General features: G+C 70.3%; 20 protein-coding genes and 1 pseudogene. 18 read left to right on the forward strand and 3 right to left on the reverse strand.

Annotated elements, in window-relative coordinates; all coding sequences use genetic code 11:
- Nucleotides 1-22 precede the first annotated feature (22 nt).
- The 18 genes and pseudogenes from ACN28I_RS11645 to mrdA all read left to right on the forward strand — a co-directional run bounded on the left by ACN28I_RS11645 (nucleotide 23) and on the right by mrdA (nucleotide 20,558).
- Complete coding sequence (locus ACN28I_RS11645) at nucleotides 23-874, forward strand: hypothetical protein (RefSeq protein WP_420942115.1); 852 nt, start codon at nucleotides 23-25, stop codon at nucleotides 872-874.
- A gap of 551 nt (nucleotides 875-1,425) precedes the next feature.
- Nucleotides 1,426-2,763, forward strand: coding sequence for a hypothetical protein (locus tag ACN28I_RS11650; protein WP_420942116.1), 1,338 nt, complete (start codon nucleotides 1,426-1,428; stop codon nucleotides 2,761-2,763).
- 3 nt (nucleotides 2,764-2,766) lie between these two features.
- Nucleotides 2,767-3,795 carry a hypothetical protein gene (locus ACN28I_RS11655; RefSeq protein ID WP_420942117.1) on the forward strand — a complete coding sequence of 343 codons (1,029 nt, stop codon included), beginning with the start codon at nucleotides 2,767-2,769 and terminating at the stop codon, nucleotides 3,793-3,795.
- Between the two features lies 1 nt (nucleotide 3,796).
- The gene (locus ACN28I_RS11660) at nucleotides 3,797-4,687 is read left to right on the forward strand and encodes a hypothetical protein (RefSeq protein WP_420942118.1); all 891 of its coding nucleotides are present in this window, start codon (nucleotides 3,797-3,799) and stop codon (nucleotides 4,685-4,687) included.
- Complete coding sequence (locus ACN28I_RS11665; protein WP_420942119.1) at nucleotides 4,684-5,217, forward strand: hypothetical protein; 534 nt, start codon at nucleotides 4,684-4,686, stop codon at nucleotides 5,215-5,217. Before ACN28I_RS11660 ends, ACN28I_RS11665 begins: the two co-directional genes overlap by 4 nt.
- Nucleotides 5,214-5,846: a phage baseplate assembly protein V gene (locus tag ACN28I_RS11670; RefSeq protein WP_420942120.1), complete on the forward strand. Its 633-nt coding sequence runs from the start codon at nucleotides 5,214-5,216 to the stop codon at nucleotides 5,844-5,846. Before ACN28I_RS11665 ends, ACN28I_RS11670 begins: the two co-directional genes overlap by 4 nt.
- A gap of 2 nt (nucleotides 5,847-5,848) precedes the next feature.
- Nucleotides 5,849-6,499 carry a hypothetical protein gene (locus ACN28I_RS11675; protein ID WP_420942121.1) on the forward strand — a complete coding sequence of 217 codons (651 nt, stop codon included), beginning with the start codon at nucleotides 5,849-5,851 and terminating at the stop codon, nucleotides 6,497-6,499.
- On the forward strand, nucleotides 6,499-6,909 hold the full coding sequence (locus tag ACN28I_RS11680; protein ID WP_420942122.1) for a DUF2634 domain-containing protein: 411 nt from the start codon (nucleotides 6,499-6,501) through the stop codon (nucleotides 6,907-6,909). Before ACN28I_RS11675 ends, ACN28I_RS11680 begins: the two co-directional genes overlap by 1 nt.
- A gap of 56 nt (nucleotides 6,910-6,965) precedes the next feature.
- Nucleotides 6,966-7,463, forward strand: a complete 498-nt coding sequence (locus ACN28I_RS11685) for a hypothetical protein (RefSeq protein ID WP_420942123.1) — start codon at nucleotides 6,966-6,968, stop codon at nucleotides 7,461-7,463.
- Nucleotides 7,460-8,431 (forward strand): baseplate J/gp47 family protein, encoded by a 972-nt coding sequence (locus ACN28I_RS11690; protein ID WP_420942124.1) that lies wholly within the window; start codon nucleotides 7,460-7,462, stop codon nucleotides 8,429-8,431. The genes ACN28I_RS11685 and ACN28I_RS11690 overlap by 4 nt, the downstream gene beginning before the upstream one ends.
- Nucleotides 8,428-9,003 (forward strand): hypothetical protein, encoded by a 576-nt coding sequence (locus tag ACN28I_RS11695; RefSeq protein ID WP_420942125.1) that lies wholly within the window; start codon nucleotides 8,428-8,430, stop codon nucleotides 9,001-9,003. The genes ACN28I_RS11690 and ACN28I_RS11695 overlap by 4 nt, the downstream gene beginning before the upstream one ends.
- Nucleotides 9,000-10,364, forward strand: coding sequence for a hypothetical protein (locus ACN28I_RS11700; RefSeq protein ID WP_420942126.1), 1,365 nt, complete (start codon nucleotides 9,000-9,002; stop codon nucleotides 10,362-10,364). Before ACN28I_RS11695 ends, ACN28I_RS11700 begins: the two co-directional genes overlap by 4 nt.
- Nucleotides 10,365-10,427: 63 nt before the next feature.
- Nucleotides 10,428-12,596 (forward strand): hypothetical protein, encoded by a 2,169-nt coding sequence (locus tag ACN28I_RS11705; protein WP_420942127.1) that lies wholly within the window; start codon nucleotides 10,428-10,430, stop codon nucleotides 12,594-12,596.
- Nucleotides 12,597-12,672: 76 nt separating this feature from the next.
- Nucleotides 12,673-12,900 (forward strand): hypothetical protein, encoded by a 228-nt coding sequence (locus tag ACN28I_RS11710; protein WP_420942128.1) that lies wholly within the window; start codon nucleotides 12,673-12,675, stop codon nucleotides 12,898-12,900.
- A 6-nt stretch (nucleotides 12,901-12,906) separates the two neighbouring features.
- Nucleotides 12,907-14,595, forward strand: a complete 1,689-nt coding sequence (locus ACN28I_RS11715) for a hypothetical protein (RefSeq protein WP_420942129.1) — start codon at nucleotides 12,907-12,909, stop codon at nucleotides 14,593-14,595.
- 12 nt (nucleotides 14,596-14,607) lie between these two features.
- Nucleotides 14,608-16,674 carry a hypothetical protein gene (locus ACN28I_RS11720; protein ID WP_420942130.1) on the forward strand — a complete coding sequence of 689 codons (2,067 nt, stop codon included), beginning with the start codon at nucleotides 14,608-14,610 and terminating at the stop codon, nucleotides 16,672-16,674.
- Between the two features lie 453 nt (nucleotides 16,675-17,127).
- Complete coding sequence (locus tag ACN28I_RS11725; RefSeq protein ID WP_420942131.1) at nucleotides 17,128-18,621, forward strand: MFS transporter; 1,494 nt, start codon at nucleotides 17,128-17,130, stop codon at nucleotides 18,619-18,621.
- Between the two features lie 18 nt (nucleotides 18,622-18,639).
- A pseudogene (gene mrdA / locus ACN28I_RS11730) lies at nucleotides 18,640-20,558 on the forward strand (penicillin-binding protein 2).
- Here mrdA and ACN28I_RS11735 read toward each other — a convergent pair.
- The 3 genes from ACN28I_RS11735 to ACN28I_RS11745 form a co-directional block, all read right to left on the reverse strand.
- The gene (locus ACN28I_RS11735; protein WP_420948883.1) at nucleotides 20,486-20,701 is read right to left on the reverse strand and encodes a hypothetical protein; all 216 of its coding nucleotides are present in this window, start codon (nucleotides 20,699-20,701) and stop codon (nucleotides 20,486-20,488) included. The pseudogene mrdA and the gene ACN28I_RS11735 sit on opposite strands and share 73 nt — an antisense overlap.
- Nucleotides 20,702-20,712: 11 nt before the next feature.
- The gene (locus ACN28I_RS11740; RefSeq protein WP_420942132.1) at nucleotides 20,713-21,858 is read right to left on the reverse strand and encodes a mannosyltransferase family protein; all 1,146 of its coding nucleotides are present in this window, start codon (nucleotides 21,856-21,858) and stop codon (nucleotides 20,713-20,715) included.
- A gap of 122 nt (nucleotides 21,859-21,980) precedes the next feature.
- Complete coding sequence (locus ACN28I_RS11745) at nucleotides 21,981-23,609, reverse strand: right-handed parallel beta-helix repeat-containing protein (RefSeq protein ID WP_420942133.1); 1,629 nt, start codon at nucleotides 23,607-23,609, stop codon at nucleotides 21,981-21,983.
- Nucleotides 23,610-23,678: the final 69 nt, after the last annotated feature.

The raw sequence follows: 23,678 nt of genomic DNA on the forward strand, positions 1-23,678 counted from the left end.
CATGGGACGGGAGCCTGTGCTCATGACTGGGGAAGCCGCCACCGCGCTCCCCTCGATCATCGAAGTGGACGGCCGGAGCTACACCGTCCACTTCGGTGGCCGGGGGGAGCCGGTGGAGGTGGAGACGTCGGCCGGGGAGCGCGTCCGGCTGCGCCTGTGGCGTTTCGACGAGCACCTGCGGGCGCTCGAGCGGCACACCCAGGCGGATGAGCACGGGGTCCAGTTCGCTCACGAGGACTTCTCGCGCGAGCTGCTGCGCGATTCGGGTGTCCCGGACCCGTTCCTCGAGGAGCTGGCGCCGTTGGCCCTGTGGTGGGCCACCGGTGGAAACCGGGAGACGGCCTCGCGAATGGAGCCGGATGGGTGGCTGCGAATCGGCGCCCTTCGCGTCCGGCTCCGCCCGTGGAGCTTCTCGGAGCGTTCGCGGGCCATGGACGAGAGCCTCACGCCTCGTCCGGATGGCTCCATGGAACTCAGCCTCGAGCGCTACCTGCGCGCGATGCTCACCGCCTCCGTCGTGGCCCTCGAGCCAGCGGGGGTGGAGTTGTCGATGTTGGACGGAGCCACCACGGCCGGGCTGCTCGACGCGGCCGTCGAGCTCAATACCGCCGGTGCGCGCGACGAGGATCTGCGGATGAAGGCCGCGGATGCCGGAGGCCGTGCACTGGCCCAGGCGACGCTGCGCCTGTGCCGCGCGCTTGGCTGGACGCCCTCGCAGGTGTGGGCGGCACCGGCCGCGGAGATCGATCGGCTGCTCGCGATCCTGCATCTGACGGAAGCCCTCGCACCCACTCCGGCTCCGGCTCCGGCGCGCCGGACGCCTGGCCTCTCCGATTACCCCGACGCGGTCGTCATCCAGGTGGAGGACACGTGATGCACGCATCCAGCACCACACGGGAGCTCGCCGCGTTCATCTCCCGCCCGGCCCTGCGGGCCATGGAGGGCGTCGCCCGCCAGCTCGGCGCCCGGCTCCCGGAAGAGACCTCCGTGTCCCGCCCCACCGCCACGCGAAGCGCGGCCACCGCGTTCACGCCAGCCCTGCCTGGCTCGCCCTCCGCCCCCAATGTGGAGCGGGCACATGGATCCTCGTCCGTGCCCAATGCCTCGCGCGCCGGGCTCCGGGGCGATGTTCCCTCCACGGCCCGTCTCGAGGCTCCCCGCATTCAGACCGAGGCCCTGGGAGCCAGCACCCGCGCCCCTGTCGTTTCACAGCCGCAGCCCCCTCCACGTGTGGAGACCCGGGGTGGCACGCCAGACGCTCCCGTTGCCACCACCGGCACGACCGGCCAGGCCTCTCCGGCACGGGCACAGGCCCCGGCTCCTGCAGATGTGCCTGCTCCCTTCCGAGCGCAGCAGGCCCCGCTCACGCACGACGCTTTCCCTCTCGCGAGTGAAGCCACGGGCGAGTCCTCGTCCGAGCCCACCGTGCCTCGCATCGAGCTCCACGGCCCTGCTCCGCTCGCGGCCTCCGCGCCAGCTCCCCACGCCCCCGGTGCGGTCTCCCAGGAGACCGCGAGGCTGGCTCCGTCCTCCGCTACGCCCGCGGAGCGAAGCACGCGCGTCGTCCGCATCCTGTCCGGCGCCCGCTTCCAGGCGCAGGCCTCCGCTCCGTCCGGCGCGCCTGCCACCTTCCAAGCGCAGCAGGACTCGGTCACGCACACCGCTCACCCTACCGGGAGTGAGGCCGCGAGCGAGTCCTCGTCCGGGCCCACCGTGCCTCGCATCGAGCTCCACGGCCCTGCTCCGCTCGCGGCCTCCGCGCCAGCCCCCCACGCCCCCGGTGCGCTCTCCCAGGAGGCCGCGAGACAGGCTCCGTCCTCCGCCGCGTCCGTGGAGCGAAGCACGCGCGTCGTCCGTCTCCTTCCCGCCGCCCACTTCGCCACCTTCCAAGCGCAGCAGGACTCGGCCACGCACGACGCTTTCCCTCTCGCGAGTGAAGCCACGGGCGAGTCCTCGTCCGGGCCCACCGTACCTCGCATCGAAGTCCACGGCCCTGCTCCGCTCGCGGCCTCCGCGCCAGCTCCCCACTCCCCCGGTTCGGTCTCCCAGGAGGCCGCGAGGCCAGCTCCGTCCTCCGCCGCGCCCGCGGAGCGAAGCACACGCGTCGTCCGCCTCCTGTCCGGCGCCCACTTCCAGGCCCAGGCTTCCGCTCCGTCCGGCGCGCCCGCCACCTTCCGAGCGCAGCAGGACTCGGCCACGCACACCGCTCCCCATTTCGGGAGTGAAGCCTCGAACGAGTCCTCGTCCGGGCCCACCGTGCCTCGCATCGAAGTCCACGGCCCTGCTCCGCTCGCGGTTTCGGAGGTCTCGAGGCCAGCGCCGTCCTCCGCCGCGCCCGCGGAGCGAAGCACGCGGGCCGTCCGTCCTCCTTCCGGCACCCACCCGCTCACCGGCCAGGCGCACGCCACCGGCAACTCGGAGCAGGTCCCCGCGCCCGCCCACTCCAGCACCGGCCCGGGCTCCAGTCCTCTGCCGGCCCGAAGCACCCCCTCCAGGACCCGCCTCACCTTCCTCCCAGCTCCTGAAGCGTCTTCGCCCTCCATCCCCATGTACCCATCCCCCTCCGGTTCGGGCCTCCTCCAACAGCTCACGCACGCCGCTCCCGCCGTGGAGCGGGCCTCGCCTTCCGGGCGCGACACATCCAACGGCAACGTCCCCCCGGCGCCTTCCGCGCCTCAGGCGGAGCTGGACCGGCGCTCGTTGGAGGACGCGCTGGTCGACATCTTGCGCGAGACGGCACGCCGTCACGGCGTGGAGGTCTGAGCCATGGCCGGGATCGCCTACGAAGTCACGGTCGGCTCGTTCCAGGCCTCGAGCCAGGCCGGCCAGGGCAACGGCCACGTCCGCTCGATCGTGAGCGAGCTGACCATGGATGGCGCGGGGGGCCGCTGCTGGCTGGAGCTGGTGGCGTCGGACGCGGAGCCCCCCGCGCCCGGGGACGAGACAACCATCTCGCTCGATGATGGGAACGGAAGCGTCACCGTCTTCACCGGCGTGGTGCTGGAGACGAAGGCCTCGCCGGAGACGGTGTTCGTCGTGGGCGCGGATGCGCTGGCGAAGCTCGCGCAGCTCGACGTGAGCGGCGCGTACGAACAGACGACCGCGGGCGCCATCGTCAGCGAGCTGGTGCAGCAGGCCGGGGCCACCGCGGGGACAACCGAGGACGGTCCCACGTTCACCAGCTACGTGCTCCACCGCGGGCCGAGGGCGCTCCGCCACATCCAGCGGCTGGCCGAGCAATGCGGCTTCGACGTGTACACGGATGGCGCGGGCCAGGTGCACTTCGCCGCGCCGAAAGAAGGCGGGGCGGACCACACCTTCACGTACCGGAAGCAGGTGCTGCGCATCGAGCTGCGGCGCACCCCTCCGGCCTGTGACGGCGTGGTGGTGTGGGGCGAGGGCGCCGCGAGCACCCAGGGTTCCGAGAAGTCCCACTGGCTCATCGCCGACCTGTCCTCCGTCAGCGGCAAGGCCGCCCTCAATGGACAGCTCGAGGTCCAGTCCGGCAGCGAGGGCGAGCTCGCACGGGAGGTGCGCGACGGAGCGGTGCGGACGGGCGACGACGCCACGGCCCAGGCCGAGGCCCGGATGAAGCTGCTGGCCTCACGTCCCCTGCGCGGTTTCGCCGAGGTGCTCGGCACCCCGGCGGTGAAGCCGGGGGACCTCGTTGAGTTCGATGACATTCCCGCCACGCACGCGGTGCATGCGCTGGCCTCCGGCAAGGTGCTTCGGGTGCGCGCGGTGCGGCACACCCTGAGCGCCCGGTCCGGATTCATCACCCGGATGGAGTTCTGACATGGCCGTACGCATCGGAAAAATCGAGCTCATCGGGCTCACCACCATCTACACCGAGGACGCCCGGAATCTGGTGCAGCAGCGCGTGCCGGGACAGGCCGGCAGCGTCTTCCAGGATCTCGGACGCGAGCCCGTCACCGTCGTCATGGAGGGCATCCTCCTGGGCGAGGACACGCAGGGCGCCCTCGAGGAGCTGCGTCTGGCGCAGATGAAGTCCACACCGATGTCGTTCGCCGCGGACGCCATCGCCGGAGCCGATCTCACCGACGTGCTCATCGCCGACTTTCAGGTGAAGCAGCTCGCCGGCCATGAGAACCGCTACAGCTTCTTCCTGAAGGTGAAGGAGTACGTGGAGCCACCGGCATCCGAGGACGCGGGCACGGCCGCCGTGGACCAGGCCGTGGCCGAGGATGCCGCCACGTGGGCCCAGGGCTCCACCGACGCCGCCAGCGTGCTGCAGAACCCGGACTCCCTCATGGAGGCCGTCGACAGCAACCCCGAGCTGCTCAATCACCTGAGCCCGGACGAGCTGGGCTCCGTCGTCACCCAGACGCAGGACAAGCTCAGCGGCAAGAGCTTCGGCAACCTGGTCGGAACGCTCGGGAAGACGAACCCCGGAGCGGTGGGCGGCTTCCTCGATTCGCTGAAGAACTCCGGCAGCCTGGGCGGCTTCATCCAGAAGCTCGCCACCGAGGGCGTCAACCTCCTGAAGATGCTCAAGGGCATCGACCTCGGCGCGGCGATGGATCTCGTCAAGGCCATCGCGGGCGCGGGTGACTTCCTCGCCAAGCTGCAGCGCGTGGCCGCGGAGGCGAAGTCGCTGGGTGAGGCGATGAGCGGGTTCGATCCGCTGGGGCCCTTCAAGCAGCTCGAAGCGGAGCTGAAGTCATGAGCACCACGGCGGACATCATCGATGGCATCGCCCGGCTCATCACCGCGCTGAAGGAGCTGCTCGAGACGGACACCGTCGAGGCGCTGGTGAACCTGGTGAAGCGGCTGGGCATCGGCCAGCCGGTGAAGGTGGGGCTCCAGGCGATCTCCCGGGTGCTCGACATCATCGTGGGGTGGATCCAGAAGCTGGAGCAGGTGGCGGCGCTTCCGCGCTTCCTCGAGGCCCTGGATCCCGCCTTCGAAACGGTGAAGGACCTGGCGGGCTCCTCGGGCGAGGAGATGCGGGACATGGGGCTGGATGCGCTGGTCCCCGTGGTCAACGCGGCCGGGGCGGTGATCGACCTCGCGGACAAGATGCGGCGCGCCGCGGAGATCGTCCTCGAGGGCTACCTGCCCGAGCAGTCCCTCGTGGACCTGCGCAAGTCCGTCCAGGGGCTCTCCGACAGGCTGAAGCAGATGCAGCAGAAGCTCGACACGCCGGCCGCGCCGGCCACCCCCACGCCGGCCCTGCCCGCGGGAGCACTGACATGAGTGACCTGGTGACCATCATCCGCGCCATCATCCGCGACGAGCTCGCATCCCTGCGCCTGGGCGACGTCGGCGTGGTGACGAGCGCCTTTCCCCACGCGGACGGCGACGAGCACAACCACGAGTGCAACGTGAAGTTGCGCGAGAGCGAGCTGGAGCTGCGCCGCGTGCCCATCGTCACGCCGCACGTGGGAATGGTGAGCGCCCCCCGCGTGGGCGAGCTGGTCCTCCTCTCCTACGTGGGAGGAGACCCGAACCGCCCCGTCGTGGTGGGCCGGCTCTACTCGGACGAGGTCAACCCGCCCGTGCACGAGGCGGACGAGTGGCACGTGGTGGCGCCTCCCGGCGGGAAGACGTCCATCGCCATCGACAAGGATCAGTCCATCGTCCTCACCGCCGGGGAGAACGTGCTGACGCTCAAGCAGGACGACGTCATCACCATCCAGGGCAAGGCGGACCTGACCATCCAGGTGGACGGCAACGTCGAGCTCAAGTGCACGGACTGCAAGGTGGACGCGTCCGGGAACATCGACCTGGGCAGCAGCGGCAGCGGCGTCATCACCGAGAAGAGCCACAAGTGCTACTTCACGGGCGAGGCGCTCAAGGGCTCGCAGACGGTGAAGGCGAAATAGCCATGCCCGCTCCGAGCGCATCCGAAATCGAGAACCTCGCCAAGGGCGCCCTGCAGTCGGCGAGCCTGCGGGGGGAGAACGCACCGGACCTGGCCGCCGCGCTGGGTCAGACCTGCGACAAGGCCTTCACCCTCTTCGTCTCCATGGCCATGGTGGCCCCCGGCATCCCCGCGGCGGCGCCCCCTCCGCCCGGCTCGGGGAGCACCGCCGGCCCGGGCATGCTGCTGCCTCCCCCGGCCGGTGGGCCCGGCGCGTCCATGCTCGAGCCCATCGCCACGGGCATGCTGGCCTCCAACCAGCTCAACGGGGAGAAGCAGGGCGCACTGGCCAAGGCCATCGCCCAGTCGCTCGAGCAGGCCCTCATGCTCTTCACCACGCAGGTGATGGTGGCGCCCGGCATGGCCATCGCCGGCTTCACCACCACGGCCCCCGGCAGCCTCATGGGCGCGGCGCCCGCCAAACCCATGCTCCAGCCCATCGTCCTGGGCTTCCTCCAGTCCGGCGGCATCCGCGGGCAGAACGCGCCGGACCTCGCGGGAGCCATCGCCGAGACGCTGTCCAACGCGCTCACCCAGATGATGACGAGGCTCAAGGTCACCCCGGGCATTGCCAGCACGCCCGCCGCGACCGCCGCGCCCGGGAGGTTGGTGTGATGGCGGACGAGCTGAAGACAGACCTGCGGCTGGCTTTCAAGGACACGGGCGAGATCGACCTGGACTGGGGCGGCGACACCGGGGCCCTCCCGGTGAGCGGTAAAGACAACCTCGTGCAGGCCCTGACGATGCGGTTGATCGTCTACCGGGGACACCTGGAGCAGCTCGGCCATCAGCGCTACGGCAGCCGCGTGGCGGAGCTCATCGGCGAGCCGTTGGATCGCCCCAACCTCGAGCTGCTGCGCCGCTACGTGCGCCAGGCCCTCAAGGAGGACCCGCGCGTCCAGGAAGTCACGTCGCTGAGCGTCAGCGCCCGCCCCGGCATGCCGGGAGCGGTGGATGTCCGCGCCGGCATCCGCGCCATCACGGGCGACGAGGTGGAGTTGGGCCTCTCGCTCGATCTCGGTTGAGCCGCGCCGCTCACCCCCAAACCACACGCAACACCAGACAGCCTCGGGAGAACACCATGGACCTCAGTGAGAAGCAGGGATTGAACGGAGTGCTGACCATCGAGCTCCGCGACACGAACGGAGCGTTGGTGGAGCAGCGCCGTGTCAACAACCTCATCACCACCGCGGGCAAGCAATTCCTCGCCCACCTCCTCATGGGGAAGGCGGACGCGCTGCCCAGACGTTGGACGATCGCCGTGGGCACGGGCCTGGAGCCCGCCAACATCGCGGACGCCGCGCTGAAGACCTTCGTGGACGAGGCCGAGGATCCGGCGCCCAAGGTGGAAGTCGTCACCAACGGCGACACGAGCATCGTCCGGGCCACGGTGACGGCCACCCTGCCCCTGCCCAAGCTGAGCGCCAGCGACCGGCCCCAGGCCCTCACCGAGGCGGGCATCCAGATCACCCAGGGCAATGACAAGGCCAAACCCATCCTCTTCAACCGCGTGCGGTTCGATCAGGTCAACCGCGGCGCCAACATGGTCATGAAGCTCACCTGGGAGATTTCGTTTTGAGTCTCTTCACGGCCAACAACTCCTTCAGCAGCATCGTCAAACGGCTGCTGGACAACCTGGGCCCCGGGGTCGACACGAACACGGGCAGCATGGCGCGCACCCTGGCGGAGTCCTACGCCCGGGAGATGGCGACCTTCTACGCCACGCTCGACCTGGCCCACCGCTCGGGCTTCCTCGACACGGCCGAGGGCACGGCGCTCGAGCAGACGGTCGCCGTGCTGGGCATCACGCGGGCCCGGGCGGGCCGGCTCACCGGCGAGGTCGAGTTCAGCCGCAACTCGCCCGCGCCGGAAGACATCGGCATTCCCTCCGGCCGCGTGGTGACGGGCACGTCCGCGGGCTCCAAGCCCCTGCCCCTCTTCGAGACCCTGGAGGACGCGGTGCTCCGGCGGGGCGAGACGCGCATCATCGTCCGGGTCCAGGAGCGCCAGGAGGACGCGCCCCCCTCGAAGGACGCGCTGCCGGTCATCGACGCCGGCAAGCTCACGGTGATGCCCCGGCCCGTGCTGGGCATCGAGTCCGTGACCAACCGGCTCCCCATCCGCCGCACGGGCGAGGACGAGACGGACGAGAGCCTGCGCGCCCGGGCCCGCACCGCCCTGCGGGATGGGGAGAAGGGCACGCTCGAGGCCATCGCCGCCGCCGTGCGCCAACAGGGCGTCCAGCAGGTGACGGTGCGCGAGCCGCCGGACGCGCCCCCCGGAGTCGTCGACGTGCTGGTGGGCGACCCCGACTTCGATCGGAACGCGAGCGGCAAGCTGCGGGTGGAGCAGGCCATCCGCGACACCAAGGCCGCGGGCATCCAGGTCCGGCTCCAGTTCACGCGCACCGTCTACTTCGACGTCGAGGCTCCAGGTGGAGCCGGTGGACGAGGACATGGACGAGGCCGCGTTCGACCGGCTGCGCCGTGCAGCTCCAGCAGTCACTCTCCCGCTTCGCCCAGGGCCTCCCCGCGGGCGAGACGGTGAGCCGCCGCAAGCTGGTGGCCGTCCTCTTCGGCAACCCGGCCGTCCGCGACGTCAGTGATCCGCGCGTGCTCACCTACGTCCGGGGCGGCGAGGGAGACACGCCCGAGAAGCCCGTGCTCGTGCAGGAGGCGAAGAGCCGCGAGTACGGACCCGGGCGGGACTGGCGGCTCGAGCCCCTGGACATGGCGGCGATCGATCCGGCGATGACGCCCCCGCGCATCTCCCGGCTGCGGCCCCCGGTGTACCGGCTCGATCTGATCGTCTCGACCCCGAGCATCGACACGCGCACGACGGAGCAACTCCTCCAGGCCGTGCGCGGCGCGGTGGATGTGTACGCGGCCCGGCTCGCCCAGAAGCTCCAGGAGACGCCCGGCACCGAGGCGGAGTTCCTCTGGAACGAGCTCCAGGACACGTTGAAGGCACAGGCCCAGGTGGACGAGCTGCTCGCCGCGGAGCTCACCCTGGACACCGGCCTCTCCGTGAAGCTGCAGAAGACCGGCGGGGAGAAGCACACCCTGCCCCGGGGCGTGCGCCTGGTGCTCAGCGGCGCGGAGAGGGTGGTCCAGGGATGACACCCGCCCAGCGCTCACAGCGGATGGTCGGCTACCTCCCGCCCGCCCTCCAGAACGGCGAGAAGATCCGCCTCGTCTTCGACACCCTCGCCCAGGAGCTGGGCGAGATGGAGCTCGGGCTCACGCGCCTCATGCGCTCGCGCTGGTACAGGCTCGCCCAGGGATTCGAGGCCCAGGGATTCGAGACAGAGGACGAGCTGGCGCACAAGGCGGAGACCGAGCTGGGCCGGCTGGGCGCGCTCTATGGCCTGGAGCCCCGCCGGGGCGAGAGCGCGGACTACTTCCGCCAGCGCATCGCCTCGATGCTGGAGATCCACCGCTCCGGCCTGAGCTCCGCGCCGGCCCTCCTGCGGCTGGTGTCCCTGGTGTACGTGGCACAACAGCCGCCGGAGATCTCCTGGGAGGGAGAGGACGCCGTCGGGCTCTTCCAGGTGCCACGCGGTGACGGCACGACGCGGCCGCTGCGCGTCGTGCTCTCCGACAAACCGCTCACGCCCATGCGGACGCGGCTCCTCGGCATCGGCCCCGGCCAGCAGCTCCTCACGGCCAACACCGGCCTGGAGGAAGCCATCCCGGAGATCGCCTTCAAGGCGGCCGAGAAGGACATCTCCATTCCCGTGCTCCACCACGAGGAGTCCGGGCTGGATGTCATGTACCTCGGACGCGTGCGCAAGGGGCAGACGCTCCTGCTCCGCGATCAGCGCGCCCCCATGATCGAGGGGCTTCCAGCCGACGCCCCGCTGATCGTGGCGCACCCCACGCGCTTCACCAGCCAGGAAGAACTGGGCCCACGGGCCCGCTTCGATGCCCCGGGTTCCCGCTTCGCCATCTTCAACAAGAACCAGGAGCTGCCCCGGCTGAGGCTGGGAACGAACCGCTGGAGCTACAAGACGCTGACCCGCACGAAGCTCGCGTCCTACCTCCGGGGCAATCTCGCCCAGGCGGAGCTGGACAAGGCCCTGGCGCTGGCCGCGGACAAGGAGGAGGCGCCCCTCGCCGACATCCAGTTCGACTGGATCGAGCGCAGCCCCGCGACCTTCACGCTGAGCATCCCGGCGGACTACGTGCCTCCGCGCCTCCTGCAGGAGGACCTGGACAAGCAGGTGCCAGGACTGCCCGGCCTCGTCCGGGAGCTCGCGGCCACGCTGAACTACGGCCGGGCCGCCGGGGTCCGCGCCCGCATCGAGCTCACCCTGCCGATGCCACCCGAGGCGGTCTCCGTGCGCGAGAGCCTCGCGCAGCTCGAGCTTCTCCCTCGCCTTCCCGAGAAAGCAGGACGCGGAAGCGCTTCGCGTCACCGACGCCCTCACTTCGTTCGGGCCCACCCTCACCCTCACGGAGCAGGTGACACCGCCGGATGACGGCCGGCTCACCTGGTCCGGTTTCTTCGACCACACCCGCTTCGACACCTCGAGGTTCAAGCCATGACAGACCCCTATTACAAAGCCAACCCTGGCGATCCGATCACCGCGGACGATTGGAACAACATGCAGCGCAAGCTGCGTGAGGCCGTCCACACCCACAACCACGAGGGAGGAGACGCCGGCGCCCAGCTCGACGGTGACGCCATCGCGCCCACCGCCCGGCTGAAGGTGAACCAGGTGGACGCCGCGGTCGCGCTGACGGTGAGGAACGTCGACGTGCTCGAGCGGCTCACCAGCCTGGAGAAGCAGAAGCTGCCCGTGGCGGGAGGCACCATCACCGGCCCGATCTCCGTCTCCGGAAACGCGGGCATCGGCACGGCGGACCCGAAGGCCCGGCTGGAGGTCCGGGGCACGACCGGCGATGCCTCGGCCTCCGCGCTGAAGGTGACGAACGCCGCGGGCGACAGCCTCCTCGAGGTGCGCAACGATGGCGCCATCACCGCCGCCGCGCTGACGGTGAAGAACGTCGACGTGCACGAGCGGCTCACCAGCCTGGAGAAGCAGAAGCTGCCCGTGGCGGGAGGCACCATCACCGGCCCGATCTCCGTCTCCGGGACCGCGGGCATCGGCACGGCGGACCCGAAGGCCCGGCTGGAGGTCCGGGGCGCGAGCAGCGATGCCTCGGCCTCCGCGCTGAAGGTGACGAACGCCGCGGGCGCCAACCTCCTCGAGGTGCGCAACGATGGCGCCATTGCCCTCTTCGACAGACCGATCTTCCTGCGAGGGATGGGAGATGCCTTCCACGGCATCGGCTTCGAGCCCAGCGCGGATGGCCCGCGTGTGTTCGGCAACCAGGGCGGCCAGCTCGCCAGCGACGGCGGCAGGACGGTGGCCCTCAAGTGGAGCAAGAGCAACGTCACCGTCCAAGGCGATCTCCACGCCGGCAACTCGGCTCTGTACTTCACCCAACCGGAGCACGGCCACAGCGGCTTCGGTAACAACCCCGGGTTCGCGGCCATCGAGAACGCCAAGGACCATGACGCCCTGATGATCCTCGGCCGGATGACGGCCGCCAAGCTCCGCGTCGTCAAGCTCTGGGACCGGCTGGAGGTCGTCGGCAACCAGGCCGTCACGGGCACCGTCGGCATCGGCACGGCGGCGCCGCCCAACAAGCGGCTCACGATCGACAACCCGGTGAACAACCACGCCAACCTGGAGCTACGCCAGTCGGGCGGCCAGTCCTGGGGTCTGGGGCTCGTGATCAACACCCTCGGAGGTACCGACGGGGCCGCGATGATGTTCCGCAGCCGGCAGAAGAACTGGCAGCTCCGGGGCGAGAACGGAGCGGCGGCCACGGGCTTCCAGATCGCCGAGGACGGGGGCGACGCCGAGTACGGCAGCGGCCACGGGGTCCCGCGGGTTCACATCAAGGCCGGCGGCGATATCGGCGTGGGGACGACGGACCCGCAGTCGAAGCTGGACATCCAGGGGGCCCCCCGCACGGGCACGCACCCCAAGGGCCGGACCCTCTACGTCACGGGTGAGTTCGGCGAGGCCGACGGCGTGGAGTTCCGGCACACCAACGGCACCCAGGGAATCGGGTTTGGCTACAACGCCATCTACGCCACCGGCACCCTCGAGCACCAGGACCTGAACCTGCGGTCCCGGGGCGACGGCATCGTCAGGGTCGAGCGGAAGCTCCCCAAGGGAGGCAAGGTCGTCTTCCTGGAGCTGGTTCAGCACAACACGAGCAAAGAGGATGTCTACCCCAGCCTCCGGTTCCACCACGGCGGACGCTACTGGACCCGGATCGAAGGCTCCAACGGCCGCTTCCACTTCAAGCAGGGCGATCTCGCCTCGGATGAGTACGTCGACATCGCCGCGAGCCGTCTCCACATCATCAGCCAGGATGCCTGGGCGGTGGGCAGCCCGGAGACGGTGCGGATCATCCGGGGCACCATCGCGGCCGGCAACGCCGTCGCGGCGGGCGCCGGGTTCAAGATCGCCTGGGTCGCCCCCGGTCTCTGCGATGTCACCTTCGACAGACCGTTCAGCGGCCCGCCCACCGTGGTGGCCAGCCAGCAATTCACTGGCAACGGAACGGGAGGCAACACCCTGGACAACGCCGTGATCGTCTTCGCCAATGCCAGACAGGCGCGGATCAAGACCGGTGATGGCGGCGGGAGTCCCTCCAACCGTGAGTTCCATTTCATCGCGATCGGTCCGTGAGGCCTGAGCGCTCCACCCCTCTGTAATGCCTGGCCCGGGGTACGCCCCGGGCCTTCACCCCGAGAGAGCAATCACCATGAAGAACTCACTGCGGAACCGGTTGAACACCCTGAAGTCCGAGTACGAGTCCGGCCAGCGGCTGCTCACGGAGCTGGAGGCCCGGCGGGCCCAGCTCACCCAGACGATGCTGCGCATCGAGGGCGCCATGCAGCTCCTGAACGAAGTGCTGGAGCAGGAGCCCGCGCCCACGCACGAGGCCGCGGAGCCCCTCACCCCGGCGGAAACCCAGACGGCGGAGAGCTGATCCCCCATGAGCGACGCGCGAGTCATTGCCAGGTTGGATGACAAGGGAAGGAATGAGCCGGCCCTGGCCCCCGTGGACTCCACGGGCCGGACCCTCGTACTCGACGTGCCGCCCGGCGTGGAGTTGCTGCGCGCCTCGCTCACGCTTCAGGCTCCCGGGGACGATGTGATGGTGGATGTCGTCCCCGGAGCCACCCTCGCCACGAGCACCGGAAAGAAACAGCTCTCGAAGGACGAGTCCATCGAGTGGGTCAGTCTGGATTGGGGCGCGCGCCGGCCGTTGACGTTCCTGCAACTCCAGACACCCGCCGGCAGCCCGGCGGGCAAGGCTCGGCTCAGTGTCGCCGAGGGAGGTCCGTGGTATCCGCCCACGCCTTCGGACACCGTCCCGCTGGGGGGCAACGGACAGCCCCTGCCGGGAATCATGGCGAGCCGGCTGATGATGGAGCTCGTCGACGCCAGCGCCGCGGATCCCCTCAAGCCCAAGGTACTGGTCCCCACGAAGCTCTCGGGCGTCGTGGTGAAGGCCGCCGCGCGGCCCGCGGATCTCACGGTGCTCGTCGAGCCGGGCACCTTGTTCTTCCATCAGGCGACGCCCCTGCAGCCGTTCCAGGAGCTGACGCTGGTGGAAGACCTGACCGCCGCCCTGCAGCGCGCCTGGCCCGCGGAGCTGAAGGGGGGCCAGGTGACGCTCACGCTCCGCTCGTCGTCGCCCGCGAAGCTCACGAAGATCCACCTCACCCTGGACACCGCCACGGTCGTCCAGCAGTGGAGCGGTGGCGGGTCCTCGCTGGCACTCCCGTTGGTGCGCGACGGCGAGGCGTCCGCGAGCATCGACGTGCCCGTGGGCCAGAAGCTGAAGGAGGTGCGCTTCCGCATCCAGCACCAGCTCCGGGACGAGCACCTTCCGCTGACACCCCGGCCACCTCCCCAGCCCCCGCTGGCGCACCGGTGCGGCTCCGGGTTCGCCGCCGCCCAGTCCTTCTCCGCGCCCGCGGGGGGCGGTCCGCTCGTGGGGCTCGACCTCCACCTGCGCCCGCTCACCCGCGAGGTGAAGGGCACCCTCACCCTCTTCCCGGATGCGTACGACCGGCCCGGAGAGCAACTCCTGGAGGGCACCCCGCTGGAGCTGTCGCTCGAGGAAACGGGTGACGCGCCCTGGGACTACCGCTGGGCGGCGTTCGAGCTGCCCAAGCCCGTGGCGCTCGACTCGGCCTGGTGGGCGGTGCTCACCGTCACCGAGGGAACCGTCCTCTGGAGCCTGGGCGAGCCGGGGAGCGCGCCCGGCGAGGGGCCGCTCGTGCCCCGCACCGCGCTCTACCGCACCGGAGACACCAGTCCCTGGCTGCCCCGCGAGGTGCCCTCGCCGAAGAAGAGCGAGGCCAGCGGACCGTGGGCATTCACCCGCCCCCGCCTGCGAACCCCCGCCGCCCAGCCTCCGCCGCCGCCCCGGGTGCGGCTGCGCTGGGGCGGCCAGAGTCTCGACGTGACGCCTGACGAGGACGGGAGCGTCTTCCTGGACGAGCACACGCTCGGGAAGCTCCCTCCGCCCCCGGTGACGCCCAAGACAGGCGCCCCGCCCAGGCTCGAGGTCGTCGTCCTGTCTGGCGCCGGTGGGGAGAGCACCCTCTCCGGACTCCGCGTGACGATCCCCCGCGCCGACGCCTATCCGCTCTTCCCCTCCCCCGCGAAGTGAGGACCGCCCATCATGCTGGTCACCCTCGAAGCCTTTTTCCATGACGCGCTCAGGCCCGCGCTCCCCGGCGATGTGGACGTGGTGACCGGTCCCTCGCGGGGACCCGCCTCCACGGTCTCGCGGCTCGTCGAGGTGTGCGCCCTCAACCTGAAGCTGGCCCTGCCCGAGGGTGAGGACCTGGCCGGCGGGCGGGAGGTGGCCTTCCGCTCCGGAGTGCACCGCTGGAGCGCCAATGGCAAGCAGGTGAACTTCACCCTCCCCAAGGACATCCAGGGGGAGGTGGTGGAGCTGGAATCGCCTCCCGGCCGGCCGCTGCGCCAGGGCGACCAGTACGTGCTGGAGGGGAACACGGTGCGCTTCTACCGGCCTCCCGCGCAGGCGGACATCGCGGTGGTGGCCTTCCTGCGCGGGGAGCGCGCCCATGGGTTCCTCGAGCGCAGGCGCTGTGAGATCAGCCTCGTCACGCGGGCCTGGGCGCGGGAGCACGGGGAAGCGGACAAGCTGCTCTCGAGCGCGCTGGCCGCGGCCCTGCTCGCCTCCTCGGACATCGGCAACCTGGACGACTCGGCACCGGATGATTCCGGGGTGCGCATCCGGCTGCGGCGGCCCGTGGTGACCCTGCTGGGGCTCTCGCGCGGTGCCGAGGAGCACGAGGAGACACCCTTCTTCCGTGCCCAGGCCGAGTTCCTGATCCGCGGAGAAGCTCGAGCAGCTCGTCGCCGTCGGGGAGCCCGAGCCCGAGAGCCGTATCCGCGAGGTACGGCGGCCCTGAGCCCGGGAAGGGTTCCGGAAATCTTCACAACGAAGGAGGAAGTCTCCATGAGCGATGTGGTGCACCAGAAGGGCATCCTGGACGCGAGTACCGACCCCAAGCAGGACTCCTACGTCATCATGACCGCGGCGGTCCTGGGATATGCGTGGTGGCGGCTCTCGAACGGGCATGACTGCAGCTTCGATTTCGAGATCAAGGACGAGACGCTCCTGCGTCCGGACAACAAGAAGGCGCTGGAGGACGATGCGGACTTCCGGCTCCATCGCTCCATCGTGAGCAAGCTGAACGCCGCGCTGCAGAACAATGGCATGGCCACCACGAAGCAGGTGAAGGTGGGCATCACGCCGATCTACCGGAAGGGCTCCACTGGCAACATGATCATTGGAGGCAGCGGGCACGAGGCCGCTGGCAGCAACGAGCGGTGCAATCCCATGTTCCCCACGGGGACGACGGCCGAGAAGCTCTTCGACCTGGCCGTGGGCAACATCTGGGTCCAGGACCCCAAGGACCAGCAGCACAAGCGTTGGGCGTTGGGATACCAGGGCCGGGGTGCGTACACGGGGTTCATCACCGGGCGGCCGGATGGGCAGACGGGACTTCTGAGCACCTTCCGCCACACCGTGCCGCAGTCCGGGTACGGGCGCCGGTGGCACCCGACGACGCCGATCGATGTCCCGGTGGGCCCGGGGGAGACGCAGAAGACGTGGGGAATGATTGGCACCAAGGCCCTGCAGGACACCCTGAAGACGCAGGGAATGCACATGGACAAGGAGAGCATTCCGCTCGTCCCGGGCCGGGACATCGTGGGGTACACCCACGGGATGATCCAGGCCGTCTATGACGTGCGCTGGCACGAGGCCCGGCTCGGCAAGGGCAAGGGAGGACGGCCGCACGAGATCGCCGTGGGGGATGCCACCACGAAGCTCGCCTCCTGCTTCCCGTGCACGCTCTTCATGGAGGCCACGGGCTTCCCGCCCTCCTCGACGCACATCGGACGAGGCGAGTCCTGGTCGCCGCTGTATCCGGACGGCAGCACGAACTCGCAGCAGGTGTGCTGGAGCCAGTGCAACGCGGAGTGGCATCAGTTCTGCCAGACCGTCCTCGAGAAGGGCCTCGCGTGCCTGCTGAAGAACAAGGGCGGGAAGTCCTTCGTCCATTCGGACTACAGCGGCAGCCTCGCGGCCCTGGGGGCCTACGTGGAGAAGCAGGCGAAGGCGCCGCGGGACTTCGCCAATCTGATCCTCGATGCCCTCACCGTCCACGAAGGCGAGGCGAAGCGGGTCGAGGCCACCCTCGTCCTCCTCTGAGCCCCGGGCGCCTTCCGGCCGCGCGGCGTACCAACTGGTCCAACAATCGGACCAGTTGCTCGCCATCGCGGCCGGAACCTCCCCCCTGACAGGACCTACCCTTCCTGGCCTGACAGCGTGCGGCGGGGCGTGTCCTCGAGCGCGGCGATGCGACGGCCGGCGGTGAGGGACGCAGTGGGCGCGGGAGCCTTACAGCGCCCCCCTTCGGCCGAGGACCCAGGCGAGCTGCGGTTGCCCCTGCGAGCCTCGGCGGGGGGGCAGGGAGCGGGCCCTCGAGCGGTAGGCCGGCGCGTCGAGGGCGCTGGCAGGGTGTACAGCCCGGCGGCTCCCCAGCGCGGCCTCACGACAGCCCATCGAGGTGTAATGCCTTCATCACGGCCTGCGTCCCCCTACGCAGTGCAGGAGTTCTTCATCCCGCCTGCGCCACCGCGCGCCAGGCCTCTGGGGTTTCCCATGTCCAACCAAGCTTCCACCCTGGCCGCGCCGGCCGAGGGGACGCCCGCCATCAGCAAGCTCGGCCTGTCCCTGCTCGTCATCGCGACGGCACAGCTGATGCTTGTCCTCGACGACACCATCGCGAACATCGCGCTGCCCAGCATCCAGCGCGAGCTCGGCGTCTCGGCCGCAACCCTCCCGTGGATTGTCAACGCCTACGTCCTTGCATTCGGAAGCCTGCTGCTCTTTGGCGGCCGTGTGGGGGACCTCTACGGCCGCCGCCGGGTGTTCCAGGTCGGCCTCGGCGTGTTCACCCTCGCCTCGCTGCTCGGCGGCATGGGCGTCAATGCCGGGATGCTCATCGCTTCGCGCGGCCTCCAGGGGCTCGGCGCCGCGCTGGTCGCCCCCAACGCGCTGGCCCTCATCACCACCACCTTCCCGGTGGGCGCGCCACGCAACCGCGCGATGGCGGTCTACGGGGCGATGTCCGCGCTCGGCATCACCATCGGCGTGTTGCTCGGCGGGGTGTTGGTCGGGCTCTTGAGCTGGCGGTGGGTGTTCTTCATCAATGCACCCATCGGGCTCGCCGTGCTCGTCGGCACCCGGGCGCTCGTGGAGGGGCAGCGCAACCGCGGCCGGCTCGACGCCGTGGACGCGCTGAGCGGGACGGGCGCCATGTTCGCGCTCGCCTACGGCATCACCCGCGGCGGGGAGCATGGCTGGGGCGAGGCCCTCACCGTCGGGGCCTTCGTTGCGGCCCTCCTCCTCGGGAGCCTCTTCGTTGCGCTCCAGGCCCGCCGCGAGCACCCCATGCTGCCGCTTGCGCTCTTCCGCGACAGGAATCGGTCGGGCGCCTACGCCACCATGCTGTTCGTCGGCGCCGGGCTCATGGGGACGTTCTACCTGCTGACGCTCTACCTGCAGGAGGTGCTGCGCTTCAGCCCCGTGCGGACCGGCCTGTCTTCGCTGCCCTTCAGCGCCGGCATCGTCCTGGGCGCGGGCATCAGCTCGAAGCTGGTCGAGCGCCTCGCACCGCGGGCCGTGGCCGGCCCGGGACTCGTCGTGGGGGCCGCCGGCATGTTCCGGCTCTCGATGCTCTCGGTGGACTCGTCCTACGCCACGCACGTGCTGCCCGCCGTCTTCCTCACGTCGCTGGGGCTGGGTTTGAGCGCCGTGGCGATGACACTCACCGCCGTCCACGGCGTCAGCGAGGAGCGGGCCGGCGTCGCGTCGGCTGTGGTCAACATGGCGCAGCAGCTCGGTGCGGCGCTGGGCCTGGCCGTATTCACCACCATCTCCCTCACCGCGGCCGAGACGCGGCTGCCCGGCGCCGCCAAGACGCTGCACGAGGGGCTGAGCGCCCACGACCCGGATGTGCTGGCACGAGCCGGCGCGGCCCTGAGCCACGGCTACACCACCGCGTTTCTCTCGGGCGCCGCGCTGCTGCTGCTCGCGGCGGTCGTCGTGCTTGCGGCCGTCACCTCGCGGCACCAGAATGCATCAGCTCCTTGAGAGCGAGGGAGCGCTGCGATGAGCTCGGTGATCGGACACAACGCGCCGGGGCGCGACCTGCGCGTGCGCTTCGTGTGGGTGGGCCTGACGATGCTCCTCGGCCTCGGCGTGCTCGCCGTGCAGCTCTACCGGCTGCAGGTGGTCCGCCACGACGAGTACACGGCCAGGAGCGTCGCCAACTTCGTCAAGGAGACGCGCATCCTCGCCGACCGCGGGATGATCAAGGACGCGAACGGGCAGCTCCTGGTGCAGATCCGCCCCTCGTTCGACGTCTTCGTCACCCCGGCCTTCTGCCAGAAGTGCGACGTGGAGGTGCTGCCGCGGCTCGGCCAGCTGCTCGGCTGGGACGAGGCGGCGCTCGAGAAGGCGTCGGAGGGCGTGCGCGCCGGCCGGCGCAAGGCGCCCTTCCGCCCGGTGGCGGTGAGAATCGACCTGTCGCGCGACGAGCTGGACGTGCTCTCCGCGCAGGTCCACGGCATGCCCGGCGTGGACGTGGTGGCAGTGCCCCACCGCGCCTACCGCACCGGCACGGTGCTCGCGCACGTGCTCGGCTACATGAACGAGATCTCCGACCGCGAGCTGGAGCGGCAGGCGGAGGACGAGGAGAACAAGCGGCCCTACCAGCCCGGCGACTTCGTGGGGCGCGCGGGGCTCGAGCGCTCCTTCGAGTCCACGCTGCGCGGGGTGGACGGGGCCAGGCGGGAGGTGGTGGACGCGCGCGGGCAGCGCATCCCCCACCTGCAGAACCTCATCGACCGGGAGATGGTGAAGCCGCACGCGGGCAACAACCTGGTGCTCTCCATCGACATGCGGCTGCAGGAGGTGGCGGAGAAGGCCTTCCCGGGCGTGGCCGGCGCGGTGGTGGCCATCGACGTGCGCACCGGCTTCATCAAGGCCCTGGTGTCGCGCCCCGCGTTCGACCCCAACATGCTTACCGGCCGCGTCACCGCCTCTCAGATGCAGGCGCTGGCGAAGGATCCACTGCAGCCGATGATCTTCCGCCCCACCGCGCAGCACTACAGCCCGGGCTCCACCTTCAAGGTCATCACCACCCTCGCCGCGCTGCGCTCCGGGAAGTTCCACACCCACAGCACGGCCACGTGCGGCGGCGGCTACCGGCTCGGCAGCCGCGTGTGGCGCTGCCACCTGGACCACGGCCACGGCCCGGTGGACGCCAAGGTGGCGCTCCAGAAGTCGTGCAACACGTGGTACTACAAGGTGGCGGACACGCTGGGGCTCGACCCCATCGCCGAGGTGGGCAAGGAGTTCGGGCTCGGCCAGCCGACCGGCATCGGCGTGGTGGGCGAAGTCCCCGGCATCATGCCGACCGAGGCGTATTACGACCGCGTGCACAAGCGCGACGGTGGCTACACCAAGGGTGCCGCGCTCAATAGCTCGGTCGGCCAGGGCGACGACAACACCACGCCGCTGCAGCTGGCGCTCGTCTACGCGGCGATCGCCAACGGCGGCAAGGTATGGGTGCCCCAACTGGCGGAGGCGGTGGAGGACGCCGAGGGCAAGGTCATCCGCAAGTTCGAACCGAAGCTCGCACGCACCGTGGAGATGAAGCCCGAGCACCGCAAGGCGATCGTGGACGGCCTGGTGGCCGTGGTGAACGAGCCGGGCGGCACCGGGTTCCGCTCGCGCCTGGAGGACGTGGTCATCGCGGGCAAGACGGGCACCGCGCAGGTGGCGCGAATCGGGGCAGTACGACTGAAAACCCACCAGATGGACTACTGGTCTCGACACCACGCGTGGTTCGCCTCGTTCGCGCCCGTGGAGGAGCCGGAGGCCTCGCCATCGTGGTGCTCAACGAGCACGGCGGCCAAGGCGGCTCGGATGCGGCTCCGACGGCGCAGGCCATCTACCGCAAGTACTTCGACCTGAAGAAGGAGGACGCGGCGCGCGCGGCTGGAACTTTCGAGGAGGGCCGCTGAGGCGGCTCCGCCTCGGGGAAGAGACGGCGTCGCAGCCACAGCGAGAGGTAGACGAAGGCGATGAGCGCGGGCACCTCGATGAGCGGGCCCACCACACCCGCCAGTGCCTCGCCCGAGGCCATGCCGAAGACGCCCACCGCCACCGCGAGGGCTATTAGTTGATGGGATAGGAGTGGACGAAGAGGAAGACGAGCATGCCCTGGAAGAGGGCGCAGCCGAGCACCACGGGTCCGCGCAGCGCGGGATGACGGCTGAGCCAGGTGCCCAGCGGAAGGAAGGCGGGCCACACCGCGGCGCTGTAGCGGCCCAGGCCCATCAGGCCCACCGTCCACAACACGAGCATGAGGGGAATGGCGAAGAGGGCCAGCGTCCACCAGCGCCGGTGCCGGACGAGCAGCAAGGCGCCCAGGCCCGGAATGAACGAGATCACCACGTAGAGACCGACCTCCGGGGCGAAGTTCCCCCGCAGCCAGTGCCCCAGCCCCGCCCAGGCGCCGGACCACCCCTCCGCGCGGACCTTCCACCAGAGCTGGGGATCTCCGAACGTCCTCCACAGGTAGAGGAAGTAGAGCGAGGTGAGCAGCGGAGGCAGCAGCAGCGCGAGCAGGTCACGGTGCCACAGCGCCCGCACGCCGCCGCCTCGCGAGCGCAACTGCTGGAAGAACAAGGCCAGGCCCGCCACGAGTGACAGATGGCGCGACAGCCCGGCCAGGCCCAGGGTGAGCCCGGCGCCCCAATGCCTTCCCCGGAGGCTCAGCGCCACCGCGAGCGCGGTGAGGAACACCATCGCGGACTCGGGGTAGCCCGCGGAGTGAAAGAAGGCGAAGGGATAGGCCGTGAAGAGCAACAACGAGGTGCGCGCCGCCTCCTCGCCCTCGAGCGCCCGGAAGAGGCGGTGAAGCACGATGAGCGCCAGCAGTCCGGCGGCGTTCGCCACCACCACCAGCGACACCTCGTGGCTCAGGCCCGTGACGGCCCGCACGAGCCGTCCGAGCAGGGGCAGGAGCGGAAAGAAGTTGGTGGCCTGGGGCCGGACGTAGCCCTGCCGGGCGATCTCCGCGTACCAGCCGCAGTCCCACCGGCAGAAGGCTTCCAGGCCCACGGTCCCCACCTGCCGGAACGGAGCACGGTGGAGCCGGCCATCCAGCGCGAGCGACACGCGGGCGATCAGGAAGAGCGCCAGGCGGCTGAAGAGGAAGAGTCCAACGGGAAAGGCGATCTGGGCGCCCACCTCGCGCAGCCGGGACCACGCGTCCGTGGGGGGCGAGGCATTTCCAGAGAGGGGAACATCGGCGGACATGCCCCCCACTCTCGCACCGTTCACGCCGCCGCGCGGATTCGAAACGCACGAAGAAAAAGGCCCGGTGCGGATCGCTCCACACCGGGCCTTCTCTCTTCTTTCACGGACTCAGGGAACCGCGGCTAGCAGCCGGTCTCCACCGCGCCGATGTCCGGAGCCCCGCCGCAGAAGGGCAGGCCCACGTTGGCGCCCTGGTCCACGGCCACCCCGTCCGGTCCGAAGGCCGGCGGCGCCGCGCCCGCGTTGCCCGTGGTGGAGGTGCTGTCACCCGCCGCCTGCTGGAAGCCCGCCAGGTCCACCGGCTGCCCGTTGGCCTTGAACTGCGCTCCCGCCGGGAACAGGTTGTGCCCCATCTTCAGGCCCGGCCGCTGGCTCCCGATGCTCACCGCCACCGCCGACTCCGCGATGAGGTTGTTCTCCACCTGGAGGTTGCTCGTGGCGCCGCCCGTGCCATGCCCCAGGATGAGCGCGGTGTCCGCGCGCGTCACCGTGTTGTTCACCAGCACCGTGCCCTCCGAGTTCTCCAGCCGGATGGCCGTCCCCTCGCCACCGCCCTGCTTCGTGATGTCGTGGACGCGGTTGCGCCGCACCACCACACCCTTCGGCACCGGCCCCTCGTGGTTGCCTCCCACCGAGATGCCCTTGCCCGAGTCGTAGACCTCGTTGTCCTCGATGATCACGTCACGCGCCGAGTAGTGCACCACCACCGCGTCACCCTTGGCCGTGGAGCTCGGCTTGAAGCCGTGCATCTTGTTGCGGCGGATGGTGACGTTGTAGCAAGTCTTGATGTCCACCGCGTTCTCGCGGTTGGAGTAGAAGTGGTTGTTCTCGATGAGCAGCCCATCCGCGGGCGGCAGCGAGCTGAAGCCCTCGGGCCCCAGGCACTGCACCGAGTCACCCGAGTTGTCGTGGATGTCGTTGTTGCGCACCGTGATGTCGCGCGACGTCGGCTGCACCACCACCCCGTGCGAGTCCTGGTTGCCCGAGTTCTTCACGAAGCCGTGGATGTGGTTGTTCTCGATGACCGCGCCCGTCGCGCCGTCATACGTGGTGACCGCGGCGCCGAGCGTGCCGTGGTGCAGCTCCGAGTTGGCCAGCGTCGAGCCCTTCACGTTCCCCTGGAAGGTCACCGCGTAGACGGGCTGCCGCTGCACGTCCAGCTCGAAGCCATCCACAATCCAGTACGGCCGCCGCACCTGCACGAGCGCGCCGGAGCCGGAGCCCGGAACGATGCGCGGCTTGCCCTCGCCCTGGATGGTGATGGGGGCCCCCTCGGAACCCGCCTTGGCGTTGTCGCCGATGACGACCCGCTCGGCGTAGGTGCCCGCGAGCACGCGCACCACTTCGCCAGGGCCCGCCAGGGAGATGGCCTTGGCGATGGAGCGGAACGGCTGGGCCGCGCTTCCGTCACCGGAGTCGCTCCCGGACGCACTCACCACCCACTCCCGGGTGAAGCGCGGTGCGGCGGGGGGGGACTGGGGCTCGGCAAGCGCCGGCTGCGGCGAAGGCTCGGCGATGGGCGAGTGCCCCTCGTGCGAAGGAAGGTCCGCCACGGGCGTGTTCGCCACGGGCTGCGCGCCGATGGGCGCGGGCTCGCCCGGCCGGGTGACGGCCGAGGGCGCGTTGAGGCGCGGAGCATTCTCCGGCATGCCGGGCTGCCCGTCGGAACCGATTCCCCCGGTCCCGCCACAGGCCCACAGGCCCAGGCCCAGCGAGCAGGCGGCCAGGAGAGCCGCTGGAGTCTTCCTCATCTTGCTTGCTTGGATTTTCATGAGCAGGGGGAACCCCTGTACGGGGTCCCGGTATTCGCCACCCCTCCT

The organism is Archangium gephyra (assembly GCF_049060025.1).
Classification (GTDB): domain Bacteria; phylum Myxococcota; class Myxococcia; order Myxococcales; family Myxococcaceae; genus Archangium; species Archangium gephyra_A.

Bases quoted from the DNA above. Each gene is read 5' to 3' on its own strand.
- ACN28I_RS11645 (WP_420942115.1), top strand. From the start codon at position 23: ATGACTGGGGAAGCCGCCACCGCGCTCCCCTCGATCATCGAAGTGGAC.
- ACN28I_RS11655 (WP_420942117.1), top strand. From the start codon at position 2,767: ATGGCCGGGATCGCCTACGAAGTCACGGTCGGCTCGTTCCAGGCCTCG.
- ACN28I_RS11660 (WP_420942118.1), top strand. From the start codon at position 3,797: ATGGCCGTACGCATCGGAAAAATCGAGCTCATCGGGCTCACCACCATC.
- ACN28I_RS11665 (WP_420942119.1), top strand. From the start codon at position 4,684: ATGAGCACCACGGCGGACATCATCGATGGCATCGCCCGGCTCATCACC.
- ACN28I_RS11670 (WP_420942120.1), top strand. From the start codon at position 5,214: ATGAGTGACCTGGTGACCATCATCCGCGCCATCATCCGCGACGAGCTC.
- ACN28I_RS11675 (WP_420942121.1), top strand. From the start codon at position 5,849: ATGCCCGCTCCGAGCGCATCCGAAATCGAGAACCTCGCCAAGGGCGCC.
- ACN28I_RS11680 (WP_420942122.1), top strand. From the start codon at position 6,499: ATGGCGGACGAGCTGAAGACAGACCTGCGGCTGGCTTTCAAGGACACG.
- ACN28I_RS11685 (WP_420942123.1), top strand. From the start codon at position 6,966: ATGGACCTCAGTGAGAAGCAGGGATTGAACGGAGTGCTGACCATCGAG.
- ACN28I_RS11700 (WP_420942126.1), top strand. From the start codon at position 9,000: ATGACACCCGCCCAGCGCTCACAGCGGATGGTCGGCTACCTCCCGCCC.
- ACN28I_RS11705 (WP_420942127.1), top strand. From the start codon at position 10,428: ATGACAGACCCCTATTACAAAGCCAACCCTGGCGATCCGATCACCGCG.
- ACN28I_RS11710 (WP_420942128.1), top strand. From the start codon at position 12,673: ATGAAGAACTCACTGCGGAACCGGTTGAACACCCTGAAGTCCGAGTAC.
- ACN28I_RS11715 (WP_420942129.1), top strand. From the start codon at position 12,907: ATGAGCGACGCGCGAGTCATTGCCAGGTTGGATGACAAGGGAAGGAAT.
- ACN28I_RS11720 (WP_420942130.1), top strand. From the start codon at position 14,608: ATGCTGGTCACCCTCGAAGCCTTTTTCCATGACGCGCTCAGGCCCGCG.
- ACN28I_RS11725 (WP_420942131.1), top strand. From the start codon at position 17,128: ATGTCCAACCAAGCTTCCACCCTGGCCGCGCCGGCCGAGGGGACGCCC.
- ACN28I_RS11740 (WP_420942132.1), bottom strand. From the start codon at position 21,858: ATGTCCGCCGATGTTCCCCTCTCTGGAAATGCCTCGCCCCCCACGGAC.
- ACN28I_RS11745 (WP_420942133.1), bottom strand. From the start codon at position 23,609: ATGAGGAAGACTCCAGCGGCTCTCCTGGCCGCCTGCTCGCTGGGCCTG.